Here is a 26,533-nt window from a genome sequence, read left to right as displayed (position 1 = left end):
GCTGGCCGGCACCGGCGATGCCGTGGCACCGCGGACCGCGGTCGAGTCGCAGCTCGCCGACATCCTGGCCGAGGTCCTCGGCCTGCCCGAGATCGGCGTCACCGACTCGTTCTTCGACCTCGGCGGCAACTCGTTGGTGGCCACCCGCGCCGCGGCCCGCCTCTCGACGGCGCTCGGGCGCCGCGTCGCCGTGCGGGAGATCTTCGACAACCCGACCGTCGAGGCCCTCGCCCGGGCGTCCGACACCGCGGGGGAGCCGACGTCCGACGGACCGGCGCTCGTCGCCGGTCGCGCGGGGGAGCGGCCGGTGCTCTCGTTGTCCCAGCAGGCCATGTGGTTGGTGAACCGGCTCGACCCCACCTCGCCCGCCTACAACGTGGTGCTGCCCCTGCGTTTGCGCGGCGAACTCGACGTCGCGGCGCTGACGGCGGCCCTGCGCGACGTGATGGGACGTCAGCAGTCGCTGCGGACCGTCTTCCCCGACTCGCCGGACGGGCCCTGGCAGCAGGTTGTCTCCGTGGACGACGCGGCCGTCGCACTCGACCTCGTCGACGTCGCGGCCGACGACCAGTTCGACGCCGCGGTGCGGTTCGCCGGCGACGGCTTCGACGTCACCGACGCGGTCCCGCTGCGCGCCCGGCTGTTCCGCGACGGGACCGAGCACCTGCTGGTGGTCGTGCTGCACCACATCCTCACCGACGGTGCGTCGCTCGCGCCGCTGGCACGCGACCTCGTCACGGCCTACCTGGCGCGCGCCGCCGGGGCGGAGCCGGAATTCACCCCGCTGCCCGTCCACTACGTCGACTTCGCCCGGTGGCAGCGCGACACGCTCGGCTCCCTCGACGACCCGACGTCGCCGGTCTCCCGGCACCTGACCTGGTGGCGCGAGACCCTGTCGGGCGCACCGGATGCCATCGAGCTCCCCTTCGACCGCCCCCGACCCACACAGCGGTCGACCGAGCCCGGCATCGTGCCGGTACGTCTCGGCCCAGACGTGGTGGAGGGGCTCGACGCGCTCGCACATCGCACCTCGACGTCGATGTTCATGGTGGTCCACGCGATCCTCGCGTCGTTGCTCGCGCGGCTGTCGGCGGCCGAGGACATCGTCGTCGGCACTCCGGTCGCGGGCCGTTCGCACCCCGACCTCGACGACCTCGTCGGGATGTTCGTCAACGCCGTCGCGCTGCGCACCCCGGTCGACCCCGGTGAGCCGTTCGAGGGGCTGCTGACCCGCGTCCGCGACATCGACCTCGCCGCCTTCGCCCACGACGACGTCCCCTTCGAGAACGTCGTCGGTGCGGTCGTGCCGCGGCGGGCGACATCGCACGCGCCGATCTACCAGGTGCAGCTGACCTATGAGAACAACGAGCCGGCCTCGGTGTCGCTGCCGGGCGTCGAGGTCTCCGTCGCGGCCGACGACACGATCCTGGGCGCCAAATTCGACCTGACGCTGGTCATCGGCGAGAAGCCCGAGGCCGACGGGACACGCACTCTCACAGGTCATCTCAACTTCCCGGTCGACGTCTTCGATGCCGCGTCGGTGCAGAACATCGCGGAGCGGCTGGTGGCCGTGGCCGCCGCGGTCGCGGCCGACCCCGGCGTGGCCGTCGGGGACATCGACATCCTCCTCGATTCCGAACGTCTCGACGCCGCACCGGATGCTGCCGAGACGCCCGCCGCCGCGCCGACCGCGGATGACCTGCCCGCCATGTTGGCCGCGGCCGTCGACGTGGCCGCCGACGACGCCGTCCTCGACCGCGACGGGTCGCGGGTGACGTTCGGAGAACTGCACGAACGGTTCGAGCAGTTGTACGGCCCGATGTCGCAGCGCGGCATGGACGCCGAGGCGATCGCCTCCATCGCGCTCACCGGTCTCGCACCGCTCGTGGCGGCCGCGCCGGAGGGCTTCACCGCGGTGCTGGACGACGTGATCGCGCGGACCGCCGCCGCGGTCTCCGGCGTCGACCTGACCGCCTACACCCGCCCCACCGGGACGGACACCCCTGCGGCCGCACCGCCCTCCTCGTCCGAGGAGCCGTGGACCGGGACACCGTTGTCGGCGTGGGTCGAGCGTGTCACCGAGGACCCCACTGCCCTGGCCGTGCGCGGACCCGAGGGTGAGCTGACCCGTGGCGAGCTCGACACGGCCGCAAACCGCCTCGCGCGCGAGCTGATCGCCCACGGCGTCGGCGCCGACGACGTCGTCGGTGTGCTCACCCCGCGGTCGGTGAACTGGGTCGTCGCGCTCCTCGCCTCGTGGAAGGCAGGAGCGTCGTACCTGCCGCTCGATCCGCACGCACCCGCGGAACGCGCACTGTCCGTACTGGCCGACACGGGGTCGCGGGTGGTGGTGTCCACGGCGTCGGAGACCGAGGACGAGTACCGCATCGGGCTGGCCGACGCCGGCATCGCCCTGATCCCACTCGGCGACCCCGACACCGACCGGCGTCTGCTGGCGCACGACGACGGTCCGCTGCCGGACCGGTGGACCGAACCGGGCGCCCTCGACCGCTTGGCCTATGTCATCACCACGTCGGGCTCGACGGGCAAGCCGAAGCCGACCCTCGTCAACGCCCGCGGCATCTTCAACATGTACGCGTGGTACCGGTCGGCGATCGTCCTGCGCCGCGGCGCGGGTGTTCTCATAGCGCAGTCGCCCCGCTTCGACTCGACGCAGAAGAACATCTGGAACACGTTGGCGTACGGGTGTTTCATCCGTGTCGTCTCCGAGGGGTTCGATCCCGAGGAGGTCGTCGCGGTGCTGCGCGACGAGGACATCTCGCTGCTCAACCTCGCGCCGAGTGCCTACGAGTTGCTGGTGGAGATGGACCCGGACGCGACCATCGCGTCCATCGACACCGCCGTCGCCGGCGGCGAGTACAGCCTCCCGGCCGTCTACCGGACCATGCTCGGCACGAGGACCCGACTGCTGTGCACCTACGGCCCGACGGAGACCGCCGCGACGTCGTCGGCGATCGCATACGACCTCGAGGCCTACGACCCTCCGCCGCCCGGCGAGGTGCGCGACATCGGCCCCATCCCGATGGGGCCGACCATCCCCAACGTGCGCCATGTCGTCCTCGACAACCGCCTCCGGCCCGTGCCGGTGGGCGTGGTGGGCGAGCTGTACATCGCCGGCGTCGCGCCCGCCCGCGGCTACGGCGGAATGTTCGGTCTCACCTCCACCCGGTTCGTCGCCGACCCGTGGGGACCGCCGGGCGCCCGCATGTACCGCTCGGGTGACCTCGTCCGTCGCCTGCCCGGCGGTGACACCCAGTTCATCGGCCGGTCCGACTTCCAGGTCAAGGTCCGCGGCCTGCGCATCGAGCTCGGCGAGATCGAGAGCGCTCTCACCGACATCGACGGCATCCGACAGTCGCTGGTCGTCGCGCACGGCGAGGCGTCCCGTGCCCGTCTGGCGGCCTACGTGGTCGGCGACAACGGCCGTGACCGCGTCGCGGTCGACGACGTCCGCCAGCGGTTGGCGGCCCGTCTGCCGGACTACATGGTCCCCGAGGCGATCATGGTCCTCGACGCGTTCCCGTTGAGCGTGTCGGGAAAGACCGATCGAAAGGCGTTGCCCGAGCCGGACTTCGGTGCGGTGGACGACGCGCTCGCCCACGTCGCACCCCGCACCCCACTGGAAGAGGTCGTCGCCGGCCTGTTCGCCGACGCGGTCGACGCCGAGCGCGTCGGTGTCACCACGTCGTTCTTCGAACTCGGCGGCAACTCGCTCAGCGCGGTGCGCCTGGCGTCGCGGCTCACCGAGACCCTCGGCGTCCCGATCCGACTGCGCACACTCTTCGAGGAGCCGACGGTCGAGCAGATCGCGCGGGTCGTCGAGCGGTCGCGCGGCGGTCCGACCGCAGAGGGTGGCGACGCCGAGCCCGCGGCGGACGACGCTGCGCCCGTGCGGTTCCCGGGGCCCGTGGTCGATCGCCCGGACCGGATCCCGCTGTCGCTGGCCCAGCAACGGCTGTGGTTCATCAACAGCTACGACACCCGCTCGGGTGCCTACAACATCCCGATGACGCTCCTGCTGACCGGCGAGCTCGACATCGACGCGCTCAGCGCGGCCCTGGTCGACCTGGTCGACCGGCAGCAGACCCTGCGCACCATCTACCCGGGCGGACCGCAGGGTCCACACCAGGTCGTCGTCCCCACCATCGACGCCCTCCCGCCTGTCCGCGTCGACGACGTCCGCGGCGACGAGGTGTGGGATCGACTGCGGGAGTTCGCGACCCCCGGCTTCGACGTGTCGACCACCGTCCCGATCCGCACCGCGCTCTGGCGGATGGCCGACGACGGCGACGGCTCGGGTCCGCTGCGTCACCTCCTCGTGTTCGTCGTGCACCACATCGCGTCCGACGGCCTGTCGATGCGTCCGTTGATGACCGACCTGCTGACCGCGTACCAGGCTCGGCTGCACGGGGGCTCGCCGCAGTGGGCCCCGCTCTCGGCGCACTACGTCGACTTCGCGATCTGGCAGTCCGAGACGTTCGGCGACGCCGCGGACGACGAGTCGCCGGCCCGTCGTCAGCTCGAGTTCTGGCGCCGCACGTTGGCGGGCTCGCCCGAACTGATCGGACTGGCCACCGACCGTCCGAGGGCCGGATCCCGCTCCGGGGTGGGCGCGACGCACCCGTTCTTCATCCCGCCGGAGCTGCACGCCCGCCTCGTCGCGCTGTCGAACGCGACCGGGGTGTCGCGGTTCATGTTGTTGCACACGGCGCTCGCGGTGTTGTTGGCCCGGCTGAGCAACGAGACCGACATCGTCATCGGGTCGCCCATCGACGGCCGTGGCAGCGAGCAACTCGACGGCATCGTCGGCATGTTCGTCAACACGCTGGCGTTGCGGACCGAGATCGGCGAGGGCGCCACCGTCCGCGAGCTCCTCACCGACATCCGTCGTCGTGACCTCGAGGCGTTCGCGCACAGCGACGTGCCCTTCGAGCAGGTCGTCGACACCATCGCGCCCACCCGGACCTCGCTCCACACGCCGCTGTTCCAGGTGGTGCTGAGCGTCAACGGGTCGAACCGCATGTCGGTCGACCTCGACGGCCTGACCGTCGACCCGGGTGCGATCGACACCAACTACAGCAAGTTCGACCTGACCTTCGACATGACCGAGAACCTCGACGGTTCGGGTGCCCCAGCCGGCATCGCGGGCTTCCTCGGGTACGCGGTCGACATCTTCGACACCACCACCGTCGAGGCACACGCCCGCCGGCTGGTACGCATCCTCGAGGGGATGGCGCAGGACCCCGACGCGGTCGCCTGGGAGATCCCGTTGCTCGACGCGGAGGAGAGCGTCGACCTCGTACCGGTCCGCGGACCGGCCACCGACGCGCAGGGCACCCTCGACTCCCTCCTGCGCGCCGCCGCCGCGGCCGAACCCGACAGGGTCGCGATCGTCGACGGTGACACGACCATCACCTACCGCGAACTGGACCGGCGGGCGAACCAGATCGCACGCGAGATCATCGCCCGGGGCCGCGGCGCGGAGGACGTCGTCGCCCTCGGCATCACCCGCGGCATCGCGTCGGTCCTCGCGGCCTGGGGCGTCACCCGTTCCGGCGCCGCCTTCGTCCCGGTCGACCCGACCTACCCCGCGGACCGCGTCGAGCACATGCTCACCGACTCCCGTGCGGTCCTGGGCATCACCACCGCCGACGACGCGGCCCGTCTCCCCGACGTGGTCGAGTGGCTCGTCCTCGACGGTCCCGAGATCGGTTCGCGCGCCGACACACCCGTCGAGTCGACGGAGCTCGTCCGCCCCGTGCACCTCGAGGGCTGCGCGTACATCATCTACACCTCCGGCACGACCGGTAAGCCGAAGGGCGTCGAGGTCACCCACGCGGGTCTGGCGCCGTTCAGCGCCGAGCAGATCGACCGGTACGACCTCACACCCGACGCCCGTGTCATGCACTTCGCGTCGCCGTCGTTCGACGCATCGATCCTCGAGCTGCTGATGGCGACCGGGGTCGGGTCGACGATGGTGATCATCCCGCCCGGCACGTACGGCGGCGACGACCTGCGTCAGGTGCTCGCGCGCCACCGCGTCTCGCACGGGTTCATCACCCCCGCAGCCCTGGCGTCGGTCGACCCGGAGGGTCTCGACGACTTCACGCACTTCTCGGTCGGCGGCGAGGCCGTGCCGAGCGACCTGATCGCGCGGTGGGCTCCCGGGCGGTCCGTGCTCATCGGCTACGGCCCCACCGAGACGACCATCATGGCCACGATCACCGACCCGCTCGTGGCCGGTGACCGCCACACCATCGGACCCCTGGTGCGCGGCGCGTCGGCCGTGGTGCTCGACGCGCGCCTGCGACCGACCCCGATCGGCGTCCCCGGCGACCTGTACGTCGCCGGACCCGGTGTCGCTCGGGGATACCGCGACCGGCCCGGGCTGACCGCGGAGCGCTTCGTCGCCGACCCGTACGGCCCTCCCGGCGGCGTCATGTACCGGACCGGCGACGTGGTGCGGTGGACCCGGGTGCAGCTCGAGGACGGGTCGACGCGGCTCGAGCCGATCTACGTCGGACGGTCGGACCACCAGGTGAAGGTGCGTGGGTTCCGCATCGAGCTCGGCGAGATCGAGTCGGTCCTGGGCGCCCACCCCGCCGTCGACTACGTGTACGTCCTCGGCGTCACCGGACCGACAGGCGACACCGCGCTCGCGGCCTACGTGCAGCCCTCACCCGGCTCGACGATCGACGCCCGCGACCTCGCCGATCACGCGTCACAGACCTTGCCGAGCCACATGGTGCCGTCGGCCATCACCATCGTCGACGCGTTGCCGCTGACCCCGGTGGGCAAGATCGACCGTCGAGCGCTCCCCGCACCCGAGTTCCTCGGGGCCGCACGGCAGTACACGCCGCCGCGCACGCCGATGGAGCGCATCGTCGCCGGTGCCTTCGCCGAGGTGCTCGGCGGTGAACAGATCGGTGCGGACGACTCGTTCTTCGACCTCGGTGGCAACTCGCTCGCCGCGACGCGCGCCATGGCGCGTGTCAACGAGTCGCTCGGTGTGCGCCTCGGGGTCCGGATGCTGTTCGAGACGCCCGGTGTCGCCGATCTCGCCGCCGCGATCGAGGCCTCACCCGACCTCGCCGGCGACGCCGTCGCACCGCTCACCGCCACCGACCGGCCCGAGCGGATCCCGCTCTCGCTGGCGCAGCAGCGGATGTGGTTCCTCAACCGTCTGGACCCGACCGCCGCCGACTACAACATCCCTCTCGGCCTGCGGCTCACCGGAGAACTCGACGTCGCGGCTCTCACCGCGTCGTTGACCGACCTCGTGGGCCGTCAGGAGATCCTGCGGACGATGTACCCGGACTCGGTGGACGGGCCGTTCCAGCAGATCCTCACCGTCGACGCGTCGTCGGTGGCACTCGAGCGGCACACCGCCTCGACGGAGGACCGGGTGCGCGAGATCTGTCTGGAGGCGGCGAGCACCGGGTTCGACGTGACCGTCGCCCCGCCGTTGCGTGCCCTGCTGATCGAGATCGCCCCGAATGACCACGTGCTGCTGTTGGTCATCCATCACATCGCCGCCGACGGATCGTCCCTGGTGCCGCTGGCGACGGACCTCATGACCGCCTACACCGCGCGTGTGGCGGGCGTGGAGCCCCGCTTCCGCCCGCTGTCCGTGCAGTACGCGGACTTCGCGATCTGGCAGCAGACCGTGATGGGGTCGCCGGAGGACCCCGACTCGGTGACCGGGCGGCAGCTGCAGTTCTGGCGGGAGCACCTGGCGGGTCTGCCGGACCTGCTGGAGATCCCCACCGACCGCCCCCGCACCGACCGTCGGTCCCTGGTCGGCGGCGAGGTCGGTTTCCGCATCGACGCCACGCTGCAGCAGAGCCTGCACCGGATCGCCACCGACACCGACTCGACGATGTTCATGGTCGTGCACACCGCATTCGCGGCGCTGCTCGCCCGCCTGGCCGGCACAGACGACCTCGCCGTCGGGACGCCGACCGCAGGGCGCACCGCCTCCGCGGTCGACGGCCTGGTCGGGATGTTCGTGAACACGCTCGTCATGCGGACCCGCGTCTCGGGGTCCGACACGTTCGTCGACGCATTGGCCCGTACCCGTGAGGCGGACCTCGCCGCGTTCAACAACTCCGACGTGCCCCTCGAGCAGGTGGTCGAGGCGGTCGCGCCGGTGCGCACCCGCAAGTACGCGCCGCTCGTGCAGGTCAACCTGACCATGCAGAACATCGAGATCCCGACCGTCGAACTCCCCGGTCTCAGCGTGACGCCGCTGGAGTGGGGCGTGCGGTTCGCGAAATCCGATGTCGGGATGACGATCTCCGAGACCTTCGGCGCCGACGGTCGCGGTCGCGGCATCGACGTGCTGCTCGACTACGCCGTCGACATCTTCGACGAGCAGACGGTCGCCGCGATGGGGGAGCGATTCGTCGCGGTGCTCGCCGCCGTCGCGGACGACCCCTCGGTCACGCTGGGGGACATCGACATCCTCACCGACGCCGAGCGCGACCAGCTCGAGCAGACCGGTGACGCCGACCCGCGGGGTGTCCGCGCCGACGCGGACGGGCTGCGAGGCCGCTCGCTCGACGAGTTGCTCGCGACCGCCGCACGGATCAACCCGGGCGGGGTCGCCCTGTCCCACGGCGGCGTGGACGTCACCTACGGTGAGCTGCAGGCGAAGTCGACGGAGCTGCTGGCCACGCTGGGTGCGGTCGGGATCGGGCCCGAGGCCGCGGTCACGATCGCGCTGTCGACGCTGTTGCCGGGACTCCTCGACGACGCCGGCGGTGCGTTCGCCGAACAGTTCTCGGGGATGCTCGCGTCGGTCATCGCCGAGTCCGGCGAGGCCCCGTCGACGGACTCGCTCACCCTGACCGACCTGTTCGTCGAGCAGGTCCGCCGCACGCCGACCGCCCCGGCACTGGTGTTCGAGGGGGAGACGCTCGGATACGCCGAGTTCGCCGAGCGCTCGCACCGTCTCGCCCGCCATCTCGTCGAGGCCGGTGTCGGACCGGACGTCCATGTCGCGCTGGCGATGCGCCGTTCCGTCGACCTGCTGGTCGGCATGTATGCGGTCGTCGCCGCCGGTGGCGCCTACGTCCCGGTCGATCTCGATCACCCCGCCGAGCGCATCGCCTACGTCCTCGACAGCGCGCGCCCGGCGGCGGTCCTCACGACCACGCGCGACGGCTTCACCCACGACGCCGCGCCGGTGCTCACCATCGACACCCTCGACGTCGCGGGCCGGTCTGGCGAACCTCTGACCGACGACGATCGCACCGCCCCGCTGCGTCCGGACAACACCGCGTACGTGATCTACACGTCGGGCTCCACCGGGCGACCCAAGGGCGTCGCGGTCACCCATCGCGCGATCGTGAACCGACTCCGGTGGATGCAGTCGGAGTACCCGATCGACGGCGCCGACGTCGTGATGCAGAAGACGCCCGCCACGTTCGACGTGTCGGTCTGGGAGTTCTTCTGGCCGCTGCAGACCGGTGCGACGCTGGCGATCGCAGCTCCCGACGGCCATCGGGACCCCGCGTATCTCGCGCGACTCGTCGCCGAGACCGGTGTCACGACACTGCATTTCGTGCCGTCGATGATGTCGGCGTTCACCACGACGCTCGACGCGGAGTCGGGACACGACGGACCCATGGGCGAGCTGGCGACCCTGCGTCAGGTGTTCGCCAGCGGCGAGGCGCTCCCGCCGCACGTCGCCGCCCGGATGGTCGCGGTGTCCGGCGCCGCGATCCACAACCTCTACGGCCCGACCGAGGCCGCGGTCGACGTCACCTATCACGCCTACTCCGCCGCCGACACCGACACCGTCCCGATCGGTCGTCCGGTCGCGAACACCGGGGTCCACGTGCTCGACGAGCGGTTGCGGCCCGTCCCACCGACGGTCTCCGGCGAGCTGTACCTGACCGGGGTGCAGTTGGCGCGTGCCTACGTGGGGCGCCCCGATCTCACCGCCGACCGTTTCGTCGCCGACATCACCTCGGCGACGGGCGAGAGGATGTACCGCACCGGAGACGTGGTACGCCGCCGGTCCGACGGCGAGCTGGAGTACATCGGTCGCTCGGACTTCCAGGTGAAGCTGCGCGGCCTGCGGATCGAGCTGCCCGAGATCGAGGCCGCACTGACCGAGGTGACCGGTGTCTCGGACGCGGTCGCCGTCGTCGTCGAGGCGGCGGGTGACGCCCAGCTGGTCGCCTACGTGGTCGGGTCGATCGCGGCCGAGGCGGTCCCGGAGGTGCCCGGCGAGATCCCGACGATCCACCCGCTGTTCGACCGTCTGCGGTCGCGGCTGCCCGCATACATGGTGCCCGCCGCGATCATGGCGCTCGACGCGTTCCCGCTCACCGCCAACGGCAAACTCGACCGGCGCGCCCTGCCTGAGCCCGAATTCGCGACCACCACGGTCGAATTCGTCGAACCCACGACGGAACTCGAGATCGCGATCGCCGGGATCTTCGGCGTCGTCGCCCGTCGCGACCGGGTCGGCGCCCGCGACTCGTTCTTCGACATCGGCGGCACCTCCCTCGGCGCGACGCGCGTCGCCGCCCGCATCCAGGCGGCGCTCGGGGTCGCCGTCGGCGTGCGCGACGTGTTCGACCACCCGACGGTGGCCGATCTGGCCGCACTGCTCGACGGCCGCGAGGAGACCTCCGACCGTCCGCAGCTCGTGCCGCGACCCCGTCCTGACCGGGTGCCGCTGTCACCGGCGCAGGCGCGCATGTGGTTCATCAACCGGTTCGACCCGTCGTCACCGGCGTACAACCTGCCGCTGCCGGTGCGTCTGTCCGGTGACCTCGACGTCGCGGCGCTGCGCGCGGCCATCGTCGACGTGGCCGATCGGCACGAGGCGCTGCGCACCACCTACCCCGATTCCGCCGACGGTCCGTACCAGGTCGTACACCCCGCGGACGAGGCTGTCGCGGCGATGTACCGCGAGGCGACCGTCCATGTCGACGAGGTCTCCTCGGAGATCGTGCGGTCCGCGATCTCCGGCTTCGACGTGACCACCGGCTACCCGGCACGCATCGTGCTCATGCGGTTGTCGGGTACCGCCGCCGCCGCGGACTCCCAGTACGTGCTGATGCTCGTCGTGCACCACATCTCCGCCGACGGTGCATCGCTCGCACCGCTCTTCCGCGACCTCGTGGTCGCCTACGAGGCACGGCGGACCGGGATCGCGTCGTCCCAGGCGCCCCTGCCCATCCAGTACGCCGACTTCGCTCTCTGGCAGCGGGATCTGCTCGGCGACGAGGACGACCCGACGTCGATCGCGGCGCAGCAGATCGACTACTGGCGGCGCACGCTCGCCGGGGTGCCCGAATCGCTGGACCTGCCCACCGACCGGCCGCGGCCGGCGGTCGCATCACTGCGCGGCGACGCCGTCCGGTTCTCGCTCGACCCCGGGTTGCGTCGTCGACTGACGGCGGTGGCGCGGGCGCATGACGTGAGTCAGTTCATGGTCGTCCACGCCGCCCTGGCGATCCTGGCCGGGCGACTGTCGGGTTCGGACGACATCGCCATCGGCACACCGATCGCCGGTCGTGGCGAGGAGGCCCTCGACGACCTGGTCGGCATGTTCGTCAACACCGTCGTGCTCCGTACCGAGGTCGACCCGGACCTCACGGTCGCCGAACTGCTCTCCACGGTGCGCTCCGGCGATGTCGACGCGATGGCGCACGCGGACGTGCCGTTCGAACGGCTCGTCGAGGTGCTCGACGTCCCCCGCTCCACGGCCCACCACCCGCTGTTCGGGATCGCGCTGTCCTTCGACAACAACGAGGCACCGACACTCGAGCTCCCGGGCCTGCGCGTCGAGGTCGCCGACGCCGACGTCGAGATGGCGAAGTTCGACCTGCAGCTCACCGTCGGGGACAACGCCCCCGACGACGAGCCCGCGCCCGCGACGTTCACCTACGCCACCGACCTGTTCGACCAGTTGACGGTGCAGTCGTTCGCCGATCGTCTGGTGCGCATCCTCGACGCGATCGCGACGGACCCGTCCGCCCGGGTCGGGTCGATCGACATCCTCGCGCCCGCAGAGCGTGCAGCCCTGCAGGCCGTCGACGGTCCGCGGTCGGTGACGCCCGCGACCCTGCCGGAACTGCTGCAGCGGGGCGTGCACATCTCCCCGGACGGCCCCGCTCTCGTCCACGGCGACACGTCGCTGTCCTACGCCGAACTGGACGCCGTGAGCAACCGCGTCGCCCGGTGGCTGATCGCGCAGGGCGCGGGACCGGGGGCCGTCGTCGCGCTGGGCATGCGACGATCGCTGCACTCCGTCGTCGGGATCTGGGCGGTCGCGAAGACCGGTGCCGCGTACCTGCCGATCAACCCCGAGTACCCCGACGAACGGATCAGCACGATGCTGACCGACTCGGGGGCACTCCTCGGTCTCACCGTCGCGACCGACCGCGACGACCTGCCCGCCGACGTCGAGTGGCACGACCTGGCCGCGATCATGGAGGCCGACGGTGACGACGGCCCCGTCTCCGACGCCGATCGCACCGCACCCCTGCGGATCTCCGATGCCGCGTACCTGATCTACACCTCTGGCTCGACCGGCACGCCGAAGGCGGTCGTGGTGACCCATGCGGGCCTGGCGAACCTCACCGCCGACGTCGTCGAGCACTACGCGGTGCGATCGGACTCGCGTGTCCTGCACGTGGCACAGCCCAGCTTCGACACCTCCGTCGGGGAGTTGCTCGCCGCGTTCGGAGCCGGTGCGGCGCTGGTGGTCTCGCCCCAGGACGTCTTCGGAGGCGACGAACTCGCGGCGTTGATCGCCCGTCAGCGGGTGTCGGTGGTCGTGATGACCCCGACCGCCCTGATGACCGTCGACCCGACCGGTCTCGACGGCGTCGAGTCCCTCGTCGTCGGCGGCGACGTCTGCACCCCCGAACTCGCGGCACGATGGGCGCCGCGACTGCGCAACGCGTACGGGCCCACCGAGACCACCGTCATCAACACCATCACCCCCGGCCTCGACCGCGGTGACCGCGTCACGATCGGGGCTCCGCTGCGTGGGGTGGGGGTCCGTGTCCTCGACTCCCGCCTGCGGGTGGTGCCTCGCGGCGTCGTCGGCGAGTTGTATCTCTCGGGACCGGGTCTGGCGCGCGGCTACCACGACCGTCCCGCGACCTCTGCCGAACGGTTCGTCGCCGATCCTTTCGGCCGGGACGGCGCACGGATGTACCGGACCGGCGACCTGGTCCGTCTCAGCCTCGACCCGACGGCGCCGACGAACGCGCTGGAGTACGTGGGGCGCAGCGACTTCCAGGTGAAGGTCCGCGGATTCCGCGTGGAACTCGGCGAGATCGACCGCGCGCTCGTCGATGCCGGTGACCTGGAGTACTCGGTGACCCTCGGTGTCGACGGGCCCGACGGCGCGACCGCGCTCGCCTCCTACGTGCTCCCGCGCTCGGGGCGGTCGGTCGACACCGACGCCCTCACCGCGGCGGTGGCGGACCGTCTGCCGGGTCACATGGTCCCCGCGGCGGTGATCGTCCTCGACGAGATCCCGTTGACGCCGATCGGCAAGCTCGACCGGCGCGCGCTCCCGGCGCCGGAGTTCTCGGTGGTCGAACGGGAGTACCGGGCACCCGAGACCGATCTCGAACACACCATCGCCGAGGTGTTCGCCGACGTCCTCGGGGTCGACCGCGTCGGCCGGGACGACTCCTTCTTCGACCTCGGCGGGAACTCGCTGAGCGCCACCAAGGTGGCCGGACGTGTCGGTGCCGCCCTGAACAGCTCCGTGGGGGTGCGCGAGTTGTTCGCCGCGCCGACCGTCGCCGGGCTGGCCGAGCGCATCGCGGGCGGGCAGACCACGCGTCCGCATCGCGCGCCGCTCGTGGCCCGACCGCGGCCCGACCGGATCCCGCTGTCGCTGGCACAGACCCGGATGTGGTTCCTGAACCGGTTCGACCCGGACTCGCCGGCCTACAACATCCCGGCGGCCGTGACCCTCGTCGGCGACCTCGACGTCGCCGCGCTGCGCCTCGCCGTCGCCGACGTGGTCGCCCGCCACGAGTCGCTGCGCACGGTGTACCCCGACTCGGCGAGCGGACCGCACCAGGTGATCCTGCCCGCGGCGCAGGCGATCCCGGACGTCGAGCTCGTCGACGCCTCCGCCGACGACCTCCCGGACGAGCTGCGCGCGTTCGTCTCCGCCGGCTTCCGTGTCGACGACGCCGTACCGATGCGGATCCGGTTGTGGCGCATCGACACCGACCGTCACGTCCTCGCGGCCGTCGTCCACCACGTCGTCGCGGACGGGGAATCGATGGTCCCGTTCGTCGCCGACCTCGCCGCGGCCTACGCGGCCCGTTCGGTCGGCTCGGAGCCGCAGTGGCGCGACCTGCCCGTCCAGTACGCCGACTACGCACTCTGGCAGCGAGAGGTCCTGGGCGACGAAGACGACCCGACCAGCCTGCTCTCGGCCCAGATCGGGTTCTGGCGCACCGCACTCGCGGCCCTGCCCGACCAACTCGAGCTGCCCACCGATCGCCCGCGACCGCCGGTGCAGTCGCTGCGCGGGAGCCAGCACCTGTTCCGGATCCCCGCATCCACCCACGCACGGGTCGCCGAGCTCGCGCGCTCACGCAACGCCTCGACCTTCATGGGTTTCCATGCCGCGTTCGCGGTTCTGCTGGCGCGTCTGTCGGGCAGTCCCGACATCGTGGTCGGCACACCCATGGCCGGACGTGGCGACCGCGAGCTCGAGGGCGTCATCGGCATGTTCGTCAACACGCTGGCCCTGCGACTGGATGTCGACGGCTCGATGGGCTTCGCCGCCCTGGTGGACGCCGCCCGCGACCGCGACTCGGAGGCGTTGAGTCACTCCGACGTCCCGTTCGAGCGGCTGGTCGAGGTCCTGAACCCCGTCCGGTCGACCGCGCGGCACCCGATCTTCCAGGTCGGACTGTCCTTCCAGAACATCGCCCGGCCGACGCTCGAACTCGCCGGCCTGCGGATGGAGCCGGTCGAGCTGCCCGAGGGTGTGGCGCAGTTCGACCTGCACCTGATCCTGTCGGACACCTACGACGAGTCCGGTGCACCGGCCGGGGTCGAGGCGGCGTTCACGTTCGCCGACGACCTGTTCGACCGGTCGACGGTCGACGACGTCGCCGCCCGGTTCGTCTCCCTGCTCGATCGTCTGACAGCCGAGCCCGAGCGCCCTGTCGGCGACGTCGACATGCTGACGGCGGCCGAGCGTGTCGAGGTGATCGAAGCGCGCAACAACACCACCGTGGTGCTCGCGCCGACGACACTCGCCGACATCCTCGCGTCCGCCTTCGTCGCGTACCCGTCGCGGGTGGCGATCGACGCCGATGGTGACGCCGCGTCGGGATCCGACGGCGGGACCTTCGACTACGCGACGCTGGGTGGGCGGGTCAACCGCCTGGCGCGTGCCCTCATCGACCGCGGCGTCGGTCCGGAGACCGTCGTCGGGCTCGCGATGCCCCGGTCGGTCGACCTCATCGTCGCGATGTACGCGGTGACCACCGCCGGTGGTGCGTACCTGCCCATCGACCCCGACCACCCGGCCGACCGCGTCGGATACATCGTCGACAACACCGAGCCCACGCTGGTCCTCGTGAGCGGAGCTGCACCTGAGGCGCTCTCGGCCTCGCAGACCCTCACCGCCGACCGCGTCGTCGACATCGCCGAGTTGGATTTTCACGAGTACTCCGGCGGCACGGTCGCCGACTCCGAGCGCCTGCGGACGCTGCGGCCCAACGACATCGCCTATGTCATCTACACGTCCGGGTCGACGGGTCGACCCAAGGGCGTCGCGGTCCCGCACTCGGCGATCGTCAACCAGCTGAACTGGCTCTCGGTGCAGTTCCGCCTGACCGCCGACGACGCCCTGCTGCTGCGCACGCAAGCCACGTTCGACCTGTCGGTGTGGGAGTACTGGTGGGCGGTCACCGCCGGTGTCCGCCTCGTCGTGGCCGCCCCGCAGGGGCACCGCGATCCCGCCTACCTCGCCGAGCTCATCGCGCGTCGACGGGTCACCGTCACGACGTTCGTGCCCTCGCTGCTGTCGGCGTTCCTGCTCGACACCCGGCCGGAGCAGATCGCGAGCCTCACCACCGTGCTGTGCATCGGTGAGGCGCTGACCGCCGACACGGTCACACGGTTCCGTGCCGTCAGCGGGGCCGCGATCCACAACCTGTACGGCCCGACCGAGGCGGCGGTCAGCGTGACGCACCAGCAGGTGCCGGCAGGCATCGACGACGGCGCCGTCCCGATCGGCCGGCCGGAGTGGAACACCGGCGTCTACGTCATGGACACTCGACTGCGGCCCGTCCCCGACGGTGTCACCGGCGAGCTCTACATCGCCGGCGCCCAGCTGGCCCGTGGCTACGTCAACCGCTCCGACCTCACCGCCGACCGCTTCGTCGCCGATCCGTTCGGCAGGGCCGGCGCGCGGATGTACCGCTCCGGCGACCTGGTCCGCTGGGCACGCGTCGGCGACGACTCCACGCCGACGCTGGTCTACGTCGGCCGCAGCGACTTCCAGGTGAAGGTGCGCGGTCTTCGGATCGAGCTCGAGGAGATCGAGCGTGTGCTCGCCGCCGTCGCGTCGGTCGACAGCGCGGTCGTCACCGTCCACTCCGATCCGAGCGCCGGCGAGCACATCGTGGCCTATCTCGTCCCGGTCCGCACCGCCGACGGCCCGGCGGAACTCGACACGCGGGCGGTGCTCGCCGAGGCCGCCGAGGACCTCCCGTCGTACATGTTGCCGACCGTCACCGTCGTCCTCGACGTGCTGCCGCTCACCATCAACGGCAAGCTGGACCGCAAGGGGCTTCCCCGGCCCGACTTCTCCACCGCCGCAGCGCATCAGGAGCCGCGTGGACCGGTGGAGGAGATCGTCGCCGCGGTCATCGCCGACATCGTCGGTGCCGAGCGGGTGGGAGCGTTCGACAGCTTCTTCGCCGTCGGCGGCAACTCGCTGTCGGCGACCCGGGTGGTCGCACGCATCAACGACGCCCTCGGGTCCTCGCTCACCGTCCGTGACCTCTTCACCGACCCGACCGTCGCCGGGATCGCCGCGGCCGCCGACCACAGCACGGGTACGGATCGTCCACGCCTGCAGGCGATGGCACGCCCGGCGCAGATCCCGCTGTCGCCCGCGCAGACCAGGATGTGGTTCATCAACCAGTTCGACACGTCGTCGGCTGCGTACAACATCCCCGCCGTGTTGCGCCTGACCGGCGAGGTCGACGTCGAGGCGCTGCGGTCCGCCGTCGCCGACGTCGTCGCCCGACACGAGGTCCTGCGCACCCGCTACCCGGCCGACGCGAGCATCGACGGCCGCGACCGCGCACCGCGGCAGGAGATCCTGTCGCCGGAACAGGTCCGCGCCGGACAGGTGCTGACGGTCCGGACGCTCGACGGCCTCGAGGCCGCCCACGCGGCCGTCGCCGAGGCGGTCACGACCGGCTTCGACGTGGCCGCGACGGTGCCGGTGCGGATGGTGTTGCTCCGATTCGCGCCGGACGAGGCCGTCCTCGTCGTGGTGGTCCACCACATCTCGGCCGACGGGGCGTCCGTCGCCCCGCTGGCACGCGACGTGATGGTCGCCTACGGCGCACGGCATTCCGGCCAGGAACCGACCTGGGGTGCACTGCCGGTGCAGTACGCCGACTACGCGCTCTGGCAGCGCGCGGTGCTCGGTGACGAGAGTGACCCGACATCGGTGGCGGCGCAGCAGCTCGACTTCTGGGCCACGACCCTCGACGGCATCCCCGAGGTCATCGACCTGCCGCTGGACCGGCCGCGGCCGCCGGTGCAGTCGGTGGCCGGTGCGCAGGTGCGGTTCGAGGTCGACGCGGCCACCCGCACGGGCCTGCAGCGGCTGGCCAACGCGCACGGCGCGACGATGTTCATGGCGGTCCACGCCGCGTTCGCGGTGGTGCTGTCGCGCTCGGGCGGCACCGACGACGTGGTCGTCGGCACCGCGGTGGCCGGTCGCGGTGACGCGGCACTCGACGATCTCGTCGGCATGTTCGTCAACACCCTCGCCCTGCGCACCCCCGTCGACCGCTCGGCCGGTTTCGCCGATCTGCTCGAGTCGGTCCGCGACGTCGACGTCGCCGCCTTCACCCATACCGAGATCCCCTTCGAGCGGCTCGTCGAGGACCTGGCGCCGGAGCGGTCGACCTCGTTCTCGCCGCTGTTCCAGGTGGTGCTCGCGTTCGGCAGCACCGATCAGCCGGACCTCGAGCTGCCGGGCCTGCGGGTGTCGGGACTCGAGGTCGACACCACGACCACCAAGTTCGACCTGCAGCTGACGGTCGCCCAGTCGTCGACCGACGACGGCAGCGGCTTCGAGTGCGTGATCACCTACGCGACAGCCCTGTTCGACGAGTCCACCGTCGACGAACTGGGTCGGCGGTTCGCCACGGTCCTCGCGGCCGTCGTAGCGGACCCGCAGACACCGGTCGGCGACATCGAGATCCTCGAGCCCGAGGTGTCGGATCGACTGCTGCACATGACGTCCCCGGCGGCGCCCGAGCGATGCGTCCTCGGTGACGTGTTCACGCGCGCCGCGGGCACGGCGCCCGACTCCCTGGCCGTCATCGGGGAGGACGAGCGCATCACGTGGTCCGATCTCGACCACCGTGCTCGTCGCGTCGCCCGGGCGCTGCGCGACCGTGGCGTCGAGAACGGGACGCCGGTGGGTCTCGCGATCGGCCGCTCGGTCGAGTCGATCACGGCGTTCTGGGGGATCGCCGCCGCCGGCGGCGCCGTCGTGCCGATCGACCCCAACTATCCGTCCGACCGCGTCGAGCACATGGTCGCCGACGCGGGCATGACCATCGGGCTCACCGTCGACGAGGTGGCCGGTGGACTCCCGCGTGCCGTCGACTGGATCGACATCCGGGCGATCGCCGCCGACGGCGACGCCGAGAGCGCCTGGGCGCAGCCGTCTCTCGACGACCTCGCCTACATCATCTTCACCTCCGGCTCGACGGGACGGCCCAAGGGTGTCGCGGTGACCCATCGCGGCATCGCCGACATCGTCACCGAGGCCCGCGAGCGGCTCGGTGTCACACCGGAGTCGCACGTCCTGCACTTCGCGTCGCCGAGCTTCGACGCGTCGGTGTTCGAGATCCTGCTCGTGACGAGCGGTGCCGGCGCCCAGGTGATCGCCCCGCCGCGCATGTTCGGCGGCGACGAACTCAGCCGCCTGATGCGCGCGGAGAAGGTGACCCACGCATTCGTGACCCCGGCTGCGCTGGCCACCGTGGATCCGTCCGACCTGCCCGACCTGCGCGTGGTGATGGTCGGCGGGGATGCGTGTCCGCCAGAACTGGTGCGACGCTGGGTGACCGCGTTGCCCGACGGGTCCACGCGGTCGATGTTCAACCTCTACGGGCCGTCCGAGGCGACCATCTGGTCCACAGCGACCGAACCGCTCGTCCCCGGGGTGCAGGTCACCATCGGTGGACCCGTCACGGGTGTGCGGATCACGGTTCTGGACGACCGTCTGAACCCTGTGCCCGTGGGGGTTCCCGGCGAGATGTACATCGCCGGGGACGTCTTGGCCCGCGGGTACGTCCAGCGCCCCGGCCAGACCGCGGAGCGGTTCGTCCCGGACCCGTTCGGCCCGCCCGGATCCCGCATGTACCGCACCGGCGACCTCGTGCGGTGGCGTCGCATCGGGGACCGTCTGGAGCTGGAGTTCAACGGCCGCACGGACTTCCAGGTCAAGGTGCGCGGGTTCCGGATCGAGCTCGGCGAGATCGACGCGGTGTTGGGGGCGCAGCCCGACGTCGAGTTCGCGACGACCCTCGGGCTGCCGCACCCGGTGTCCGGCGCGACGATGCTGGTGTCGTATGTACACGGACGGGTGACCGACGTCGCGGACCTCACCGCACGGGTCGGTCGGAACCTGCCCGCGCACATGGTCCCCTCCGTCGTCGTCGTGCTCGATGAGATCCCGCTGACCCCGGCGGGCAAGCTCGATCGCCGGGCTCTCCCCGCGCCCGAGTTCGGCGGGTCGACGACTTCGTCGCGGGCGCCGTCCGACCCCGTCGAGGAGAAGCTCTGTCGTCTGTTCGCCGAGACGCTCGGCGTCGACGAGATCGGTGTCGACGACTCGTTCTTCTCACTCGGCGGCGACAGCATCATGGCCATCGGTCTGGTCACCCGGGCTCGTGACGCCGGGCTCGTCTTCACCCCGCGCGACGTGTTCGACCGCCGGACGCCGGCCGAGCTCGCCGGTGTGGTGACCACATCCGCGCAGGCCGCCGAGACGGTCCTGCCCGAGCTCGACGGCGGTGGCGTCGGGACGCTGCCGTTGACGCCGATCATGCAGTGGCTCATCGGCACTCGTCGCGAGTACCGCACGTTCTCCCAGGCCAACTTCCTCACCCTGCCGCGCGAGCCCGGTGCCCGGCGTCTCGCGGTCGCGATCGACACGCTCCTGGCGACCCACGACGCGCTGCGGGCGCGGCTGGTGCCGGCGGACTCCGACGACGCGCAACCGCACCTCGATGTCCGGCCCGTCGGTGCGGTGACCGCTCGCGACGTGCTGCGGCGCGTCGAGATCGACGACGAGCCCGGCACACCCGGTTTCGTCGAGACGGTCCGTCGCGAGGCCGCCGCCGCCGACGACCGACTCGACCCGCAGGCCGGCGTCATGGTGCAGGCGGTCTGGTTCGACCCGTCGTCCCGCCTCGGCGGCGAGGCCACCGGGCGGCTCTACATCGTGATCCACCACCTCGTCGTCGACGGTGTCTCGTGGCGGATCCTGCTGCCGGATCTCGTCGTCGCATGGGCTCGGACGGACACCGACGAGGATTCGGTCGACGAGCCGATCGCCCTCGGTGAGGTCGGGACGTCCCTGCGGACATGGGCGCACGCACTGTCCGAGTCGGCCCCGTCGTTCGCCGACGAGGTCGACAGGTGGGCGCAGGTCGTCACGGTCGACGACCCGCCGCTGGGCAGCGGGCCGCTCGATCCCGTGCGGGACACCGTGTCCACGATGGGCCGGATCACCGTCGACATGCCTGTCGACGTGTCCGACGCTGTCCTGCGGGAGATCGGCCCCGCCTATCGGACCGGCGTCGACTCCGCCCTGCTCGCGTCGCTGGCGGTCGCCGTCCGCCGGTGGCGGCTGCGTCGGGGTGTCGACGCCCCGGGTCTGCTGGTCGAGCTCGAGGGCCACGGCCGCGAGGAGTTCGCGGTCGCACCGACGTCGGGTGGAGCGCGTGCCGACCTGCACCGCACCGTCGGGTGGTTCACCACGACGCGGCCGGTCCGGCTCGACCTCACCGGTGTCGACGTCGACGCCCTCGTCGAGTCGGATGACGCGACCGCGGCGGGCCGGGCGATCAAGGCCGTCAAGGAGGACCTGGCGGTCGTGCCGGGTGGCCACGGCGGCATCGGTTTCGGGGTGCTGACCAGTTTCGGCGGTCCCGAGGCCGACGTGCTGCGCGGTCGCGGCGAGCCGCAGATCGCCTTCAACTACCTCGGTCGCGTGTCGGCGGGGGAGAGCGAGACCGCCGAGTTCGGGTGGCAGCCTGCCACCGACGTCGACGGGTTGGGCGGATCGATGGATCCCGGCATGGTGGTGCCGGCCGCGCTGACGATCAACGCGATCGCCACCGACACCGCGGACGGGCCCGTGGTGTCTGCGTCGTTCGCCTTCGCCGGTGAACTCCTGCACGAGAGAGAGATGCGGGAACTGGCCGACGACTGGGTCGCCGCGGCGACCGCGCTCACCCGTCACGTCCGGTCGGGGGTGGTCGGTGGTCTCACCCCGTCCGACGTGCCGCTGGCACCGGTGACGCAGGACGACATCGACGTCATCGAGGCCGCGCACGGCCGTGTCGAGGACGTGTGGCCGCTCGCGCCGCTGCAGGCCGGTCTGCTCTACCACTCCGAGGTCGCCGGCGCGGACGCCGTCGACATCTACACCGCGCAGGTCGTGTTGGAGCTGCGCGGTCCGCTGGACGCCGATCGGATGCGCGCCGCGGCCGACGCGGTGATCCTGCGCAACCCCGTGCTGCGCAGCGCTTTCCACGCGACCCGCGACGGGATCCCGGTCGCGGCGGTCGTCGCCGACGCACACGTGGACTGGGACAGGGTCGACCTGTCCGGGCGCGACGACGCCCTCGACGAGGCGGACCGGCTGCTCCGCGCGCACCGACTGGACCGGTTCGACATGGCCTCCGCGCCACTGATGCGGTTCTTGATCCTGGATCTCGGCGCCGACGACTCGGGCGCACCCCTGAGCCGGATGTCGATGGTCAACCACCACATCCTGCTCGACGGGTGGTCGGGTCCGCTGCTGATGCAGCAGTTGCTCGGCCTCTACGCGATGGGCGGCGTCGACCATCTGCCGCCGGCCGAGCACAGCTACCGCGACTTCCTCGCGTGGCTGTCGCGCCAGGAGCCGGGGGCGGCACTGGGGGCGTGGCGCCGGGCTCTCGACGGTCTGGACCGACCGACCATGTTGGTCGACCGCGCCGCAATCGCTGCCGAGGACGGGCACGACGTCGAACTCGACTCCGTCGCAGACGATTCCGTCGTCCCGGTGGACCGTGTCCTCGAGCTGGACGAGCCGACCGCCGCCGGGCTGGCCGAGTTGTCCCGCGATCGCGGGATCACCGTGAACACCATGCTGCAAGCCGCCTGGGGCCTCGTGCTCGCCCGGTCGCTCGGTTCCGACGACGTCGTGTTCGGTGCGACGGTGTCCGGCCGTCCGCCCGAGGTCCCGGACGTGGGCAGCATCCTGGGCCTGTTCATCAACACCATCCCCGCCCGTGTCCGCCTCGACGAGCGCGAGACCGTCGTCGGGCTGCTCGAACGGGTGCAGTCCGAGCAGGCGGGTTTGCTCGACGCGCACCACGTCGGGCTCCCCGCGATCCAGCGGGAACTGGGCGTCGGTGCGCTCTTCGACACACTGGTCGTCTTCGAGTCGTATCCGATCGACCGGGACTCCCTGGAGCAGGGCGCGTCGATCGACGGACTGTCGGTGGACGGTGCCGCGGTCAACGACGCGTCGCACTACCCGCTGACCGTGCTGGGACAGGCCGATCCGCACCTCTCGGTGACCCTGCGATACGTGCCTGCTCTGGTGTCCGACGCCCGTGCGGCCGATCTCGCGGCGCGGTTGCAGCGGGTCCTGTCGGCCTTCGGCCGGGCGAGCGCCACACCGGTGCGCGACATCGACCTCGTCGACCCCGCGGAGGTCGCGGCGCAGCTGCGCGCCTGGAACGACACCGACCGTGTCGTCGAGGACACGACGGTCGCGCAGTTGTTCGCCCGACGGGTCGTGGCCACCCCGGATGCCGTCATGCTCGTGGACGGGGACACCCGGCTGACGTTCGCCGAGTTCGACGCCATGGCGAACCGGAGGGCCCGTGTCCTGATCGCACACGGCATCGGACCCGACGACGTCGTGGCGGTCGCCATGGCGCGCTCCGTCGAGCAGCTGGCGACGGTCCACGGCATCCTCAAGGCCGGCGCGGCCTACCTGCCGGTCGACGTCGACGCCCCGGCCGAGCGCGTGGCCGGGATCGTGGCCGAGGCGGGCGCGCGCTGTGCTGTCACCGACGCCGACAGGCTCGCCCGGCTGCGGTCGATCGTCCGACCGGTGGCGTGCCTCGACCTCGCGGCCCGCGGCCTGCGGCACATCGACGACGCGCCGATCGCGCCGTCGGAGCTGCGCGGGCGCGTGCACCCGACGTCGCTCGCCTACGTGCTGTTCACCTCGGGCTCGACGGGACGGCCGAAGGGTGTGCAGATCACGCAGCGCGCCCTGACCAACCAGGTGCTCTGGATCGCCGAGGAACACGGCATCGACGCCGACGACACCGTCCTGCTCAAGACCCCGTTCACGTTCGACGCCTCGGTGTGGGAGATGTTCACCCCCGGTCTCGTCGGGGCGACGACCGTCGTCGCGGGTCCCCGCGCCCACACCGAGCCCACCGAGATGGTGGACCTCGTCGCCCGGCACGCGGTGACCGTCGTCCAGTTCGTGCCGTCGGTGCTCGCCGTGTTCGTCGAGTCGGCCGGTGAGGCAGCGCTGTCCGGGCTGCGCATCGTGTTCAGTGGCGGCGAGGCGCTCCCTCGGTCGCTGGCCCGGCATGTCGCACAGCGCAGCGGTGCCCGCGTGGTCAACCTGTACGGGCCGACCGAGGTGACGGTCGACGCGACGTCCGCGGTCGTCGTCGGAGGCGACGGGCCGTCGGCGAACGGGACCGCTCCCACAGCGTCACCGGCAGCGGCGGGCACAGAGGTCGTCCCGATCGGCCGGCCGGTGTGGAACACACGTGGGTGGGTGCTCGACCGGTGGTTGCGCCCGTGCGTCGTGGGGGCGGTCGGCGAGTTGTACCTCGGTGGCGACCAGCTGGCGCGCGGATATCTGAACCGGCCGGGGCTCACTGCGGAACGGTTCGTGCCCAGCGTTCTCGGGACCTCCGGGTCACTGATGTACCGGACCGGCGACCTCGTCCGCCGGATGCCGGACGGATCACTGGACTACGTCGGCCGCGTCGACTTCCAGGTCAAGCTGCGTGGTCTGCGTATCGAGCTCGAGGAGGTCGAGGTCGTCCTCGCCCGGCACGAGTCGGTGTCGCAGGCCGCGGTCGCGATCCGTGAGATCGGCGGCCGTGAGCAACTGATCGCCTACGTCACAGGGGATCTCGGCGGCGAGGTCGACGCCTCGGCGCTGCGCGAGTTCGCGGGACGGGCGCTGCCGACGTACATGATCCCCGAGATGATCGTCGTGCTCGACGAGTTCCCGCGTGGGCGGTCGGGCAAGATCGACAGGTCGGCTCTGCCCGTCCCCGAGGTCGCGCGAGCGGAGCGGCGTGCGCCGTCGACCCCGGCGGAGGAGACGCTCGTCCGGATCGTCGGCGAGTTGCTCGGTACCGAGGTCGGCGCCGACGACTCGTTCTTCGAGGTCGGCGGCGACAGCATCGGGGCCATGCAGCTGGTGACCCGCGCCCGTGCGGCGGGACTGCAGTTCACCGCCCGCGACGTCATCGAACACCGGACTCTCGCCGCTCTCGCGCGCCGCTCGGAGACCACCGTCGACGCCGTCCCCGGCTCCGCCCGGCGCAGCGGTCGCGCGGAGGCGACACCCGTGATTCGCAAGATGATCGAGCGGGGCGGCGACATCAGCAGGTTCGTGATGCCGATGGCGTTCATCGTCCCCGGCGACGTCACCGCCGAGCAGATCGAGCGTGTCATCGGCGCTGTCGTCGACTCCCACGACGTCCTGCGGTCGCGGTTCGACCCCACCGGAGCGCTCGAGGTCGGTGTGCGAGGAACCGTCGACGTTGCCGCTGCGCTGACACGTGTCGATCTGGACGCCGAGACCGTGCCGGGGACCGACGGCTACACCGCGATCCTGCGGAGCGCGGTCGGCGACGCCATCGACCTGCTCGATCCGCAGTCGGGCGCCATGATGCGGCTGGTCTGGCTGGCGCCCTCGGCCGGATCGGAGCACACCGGTCGTCTCGTCGTCGTGCTGCACCACCTTGTCGTCGACGCCGTGTCGTGGCAGATCCTGCAGTCCGACATCGCGGTGGCGGGCAGCCAGGTGTCGGCCGGGGACGAGCCGACACTGCCCGACACGGGGACATCATGGGTCGACTGGAGCGAGGCCCTGCACGCCGCCGCGCCCACCCGCCGCGGCGAACTGGACCACTGGGTCGAGATGCTCGACGTGGAGGACCCGGACCTGGGGACACGCCGACTCGACCTCACCCGTGACAGCGTCGACCGTCTGGCGCGCCTCGAGGTGGAGCTCCCCGCGGACATCGTCGAACCCCTCACGGCGAGTGTGCGATCCGGTCCCCAGGCCGAGACGGTCGCCGACCTGCTCATCGCCGGGTTGGCCGCCGCCGTCGTCGGCTGGCGGGCCGATCGAGGGATCGAGGCATCCGGGACGTTGTTGACGCTCGAAGGTCATGGCCGCCAGGAGGCCGTCGCAGCACGCGACGTGGACCTCTCGCGCACCGTGGGTTGGTTCACCTCGATGTTCCCGACTCACGTCGACCTCGACGGCCGGTCGGCGGTCGACATGCTCGACGACCCGCAGGCCGCGGCCGCCGTGGTCTCGGCCACGCGACGGGCGATGGCCTCCCACCCCGACCGCGGCGTCGGGTACGGGATACTGCGCTACCTCGACCCCGAGGGCATCGAGCGGCTGGGCGGCTTCGCGGAACCGCAGATCGTCTTCAACTACATCGGCGCGATCCCGGGTGCCGACGCGGCCGCCGACATCGGGGAAGTCGCGTGGTTCCCGGACGTCGCGGGGCCCGCTCTGCTCGACACGTCCGATCCCGCCGCGCTGGCGCGGGGCAACCGGATGCCGGCTCAGGCCGAGATCGACATCCAGTCGATGTCGACGACCGGCGAGGACGGGCGCGTCGTCCGGGCCCAGATCACCTGGCTCGACGACGCGATCGACAAGGACGACCTGACCGAACTCGTCGACCACTGGAAGCTGGCTCTACGCGCCATCGTCGACCGCGCCCGCGACTGA

Annotated in this window: 1 protein-coding gene (cut by a window edge); it reads left to right on the top strand. The window is 71.5% G+C overall.

The annotated features are described in order from the left end of the window. A protein-coding gene (locus Q1A98_RS07705) for a non-ribosomal peptide synthase/polyketide synthase (RefSeq protein WP_299571615.1) crosses the window boundary here: on the top strand, nucleotides 1–26,533 show its 3' portion. 7,511 nt of this gene lie to the left of the window's left edge; 26,533 of the gene's 34,044 nt are visible here — the last part of the coding sequence; its start codon lies beyond the left edge, outside the window; its stop codon occupies nucleotides 26,531–26,533.

This window comes from uncultured Williamsia sp. (genome assembly GCF_947494875.1).
GTDB lineage: Bacteria > Actinomycetota > Actinomycetes > Mycobacteriales > Mycobacteriaceae > Williamsia_A.
This window is presented reverse-complemented; position numbering and strand designations above follow the sequence as displayed.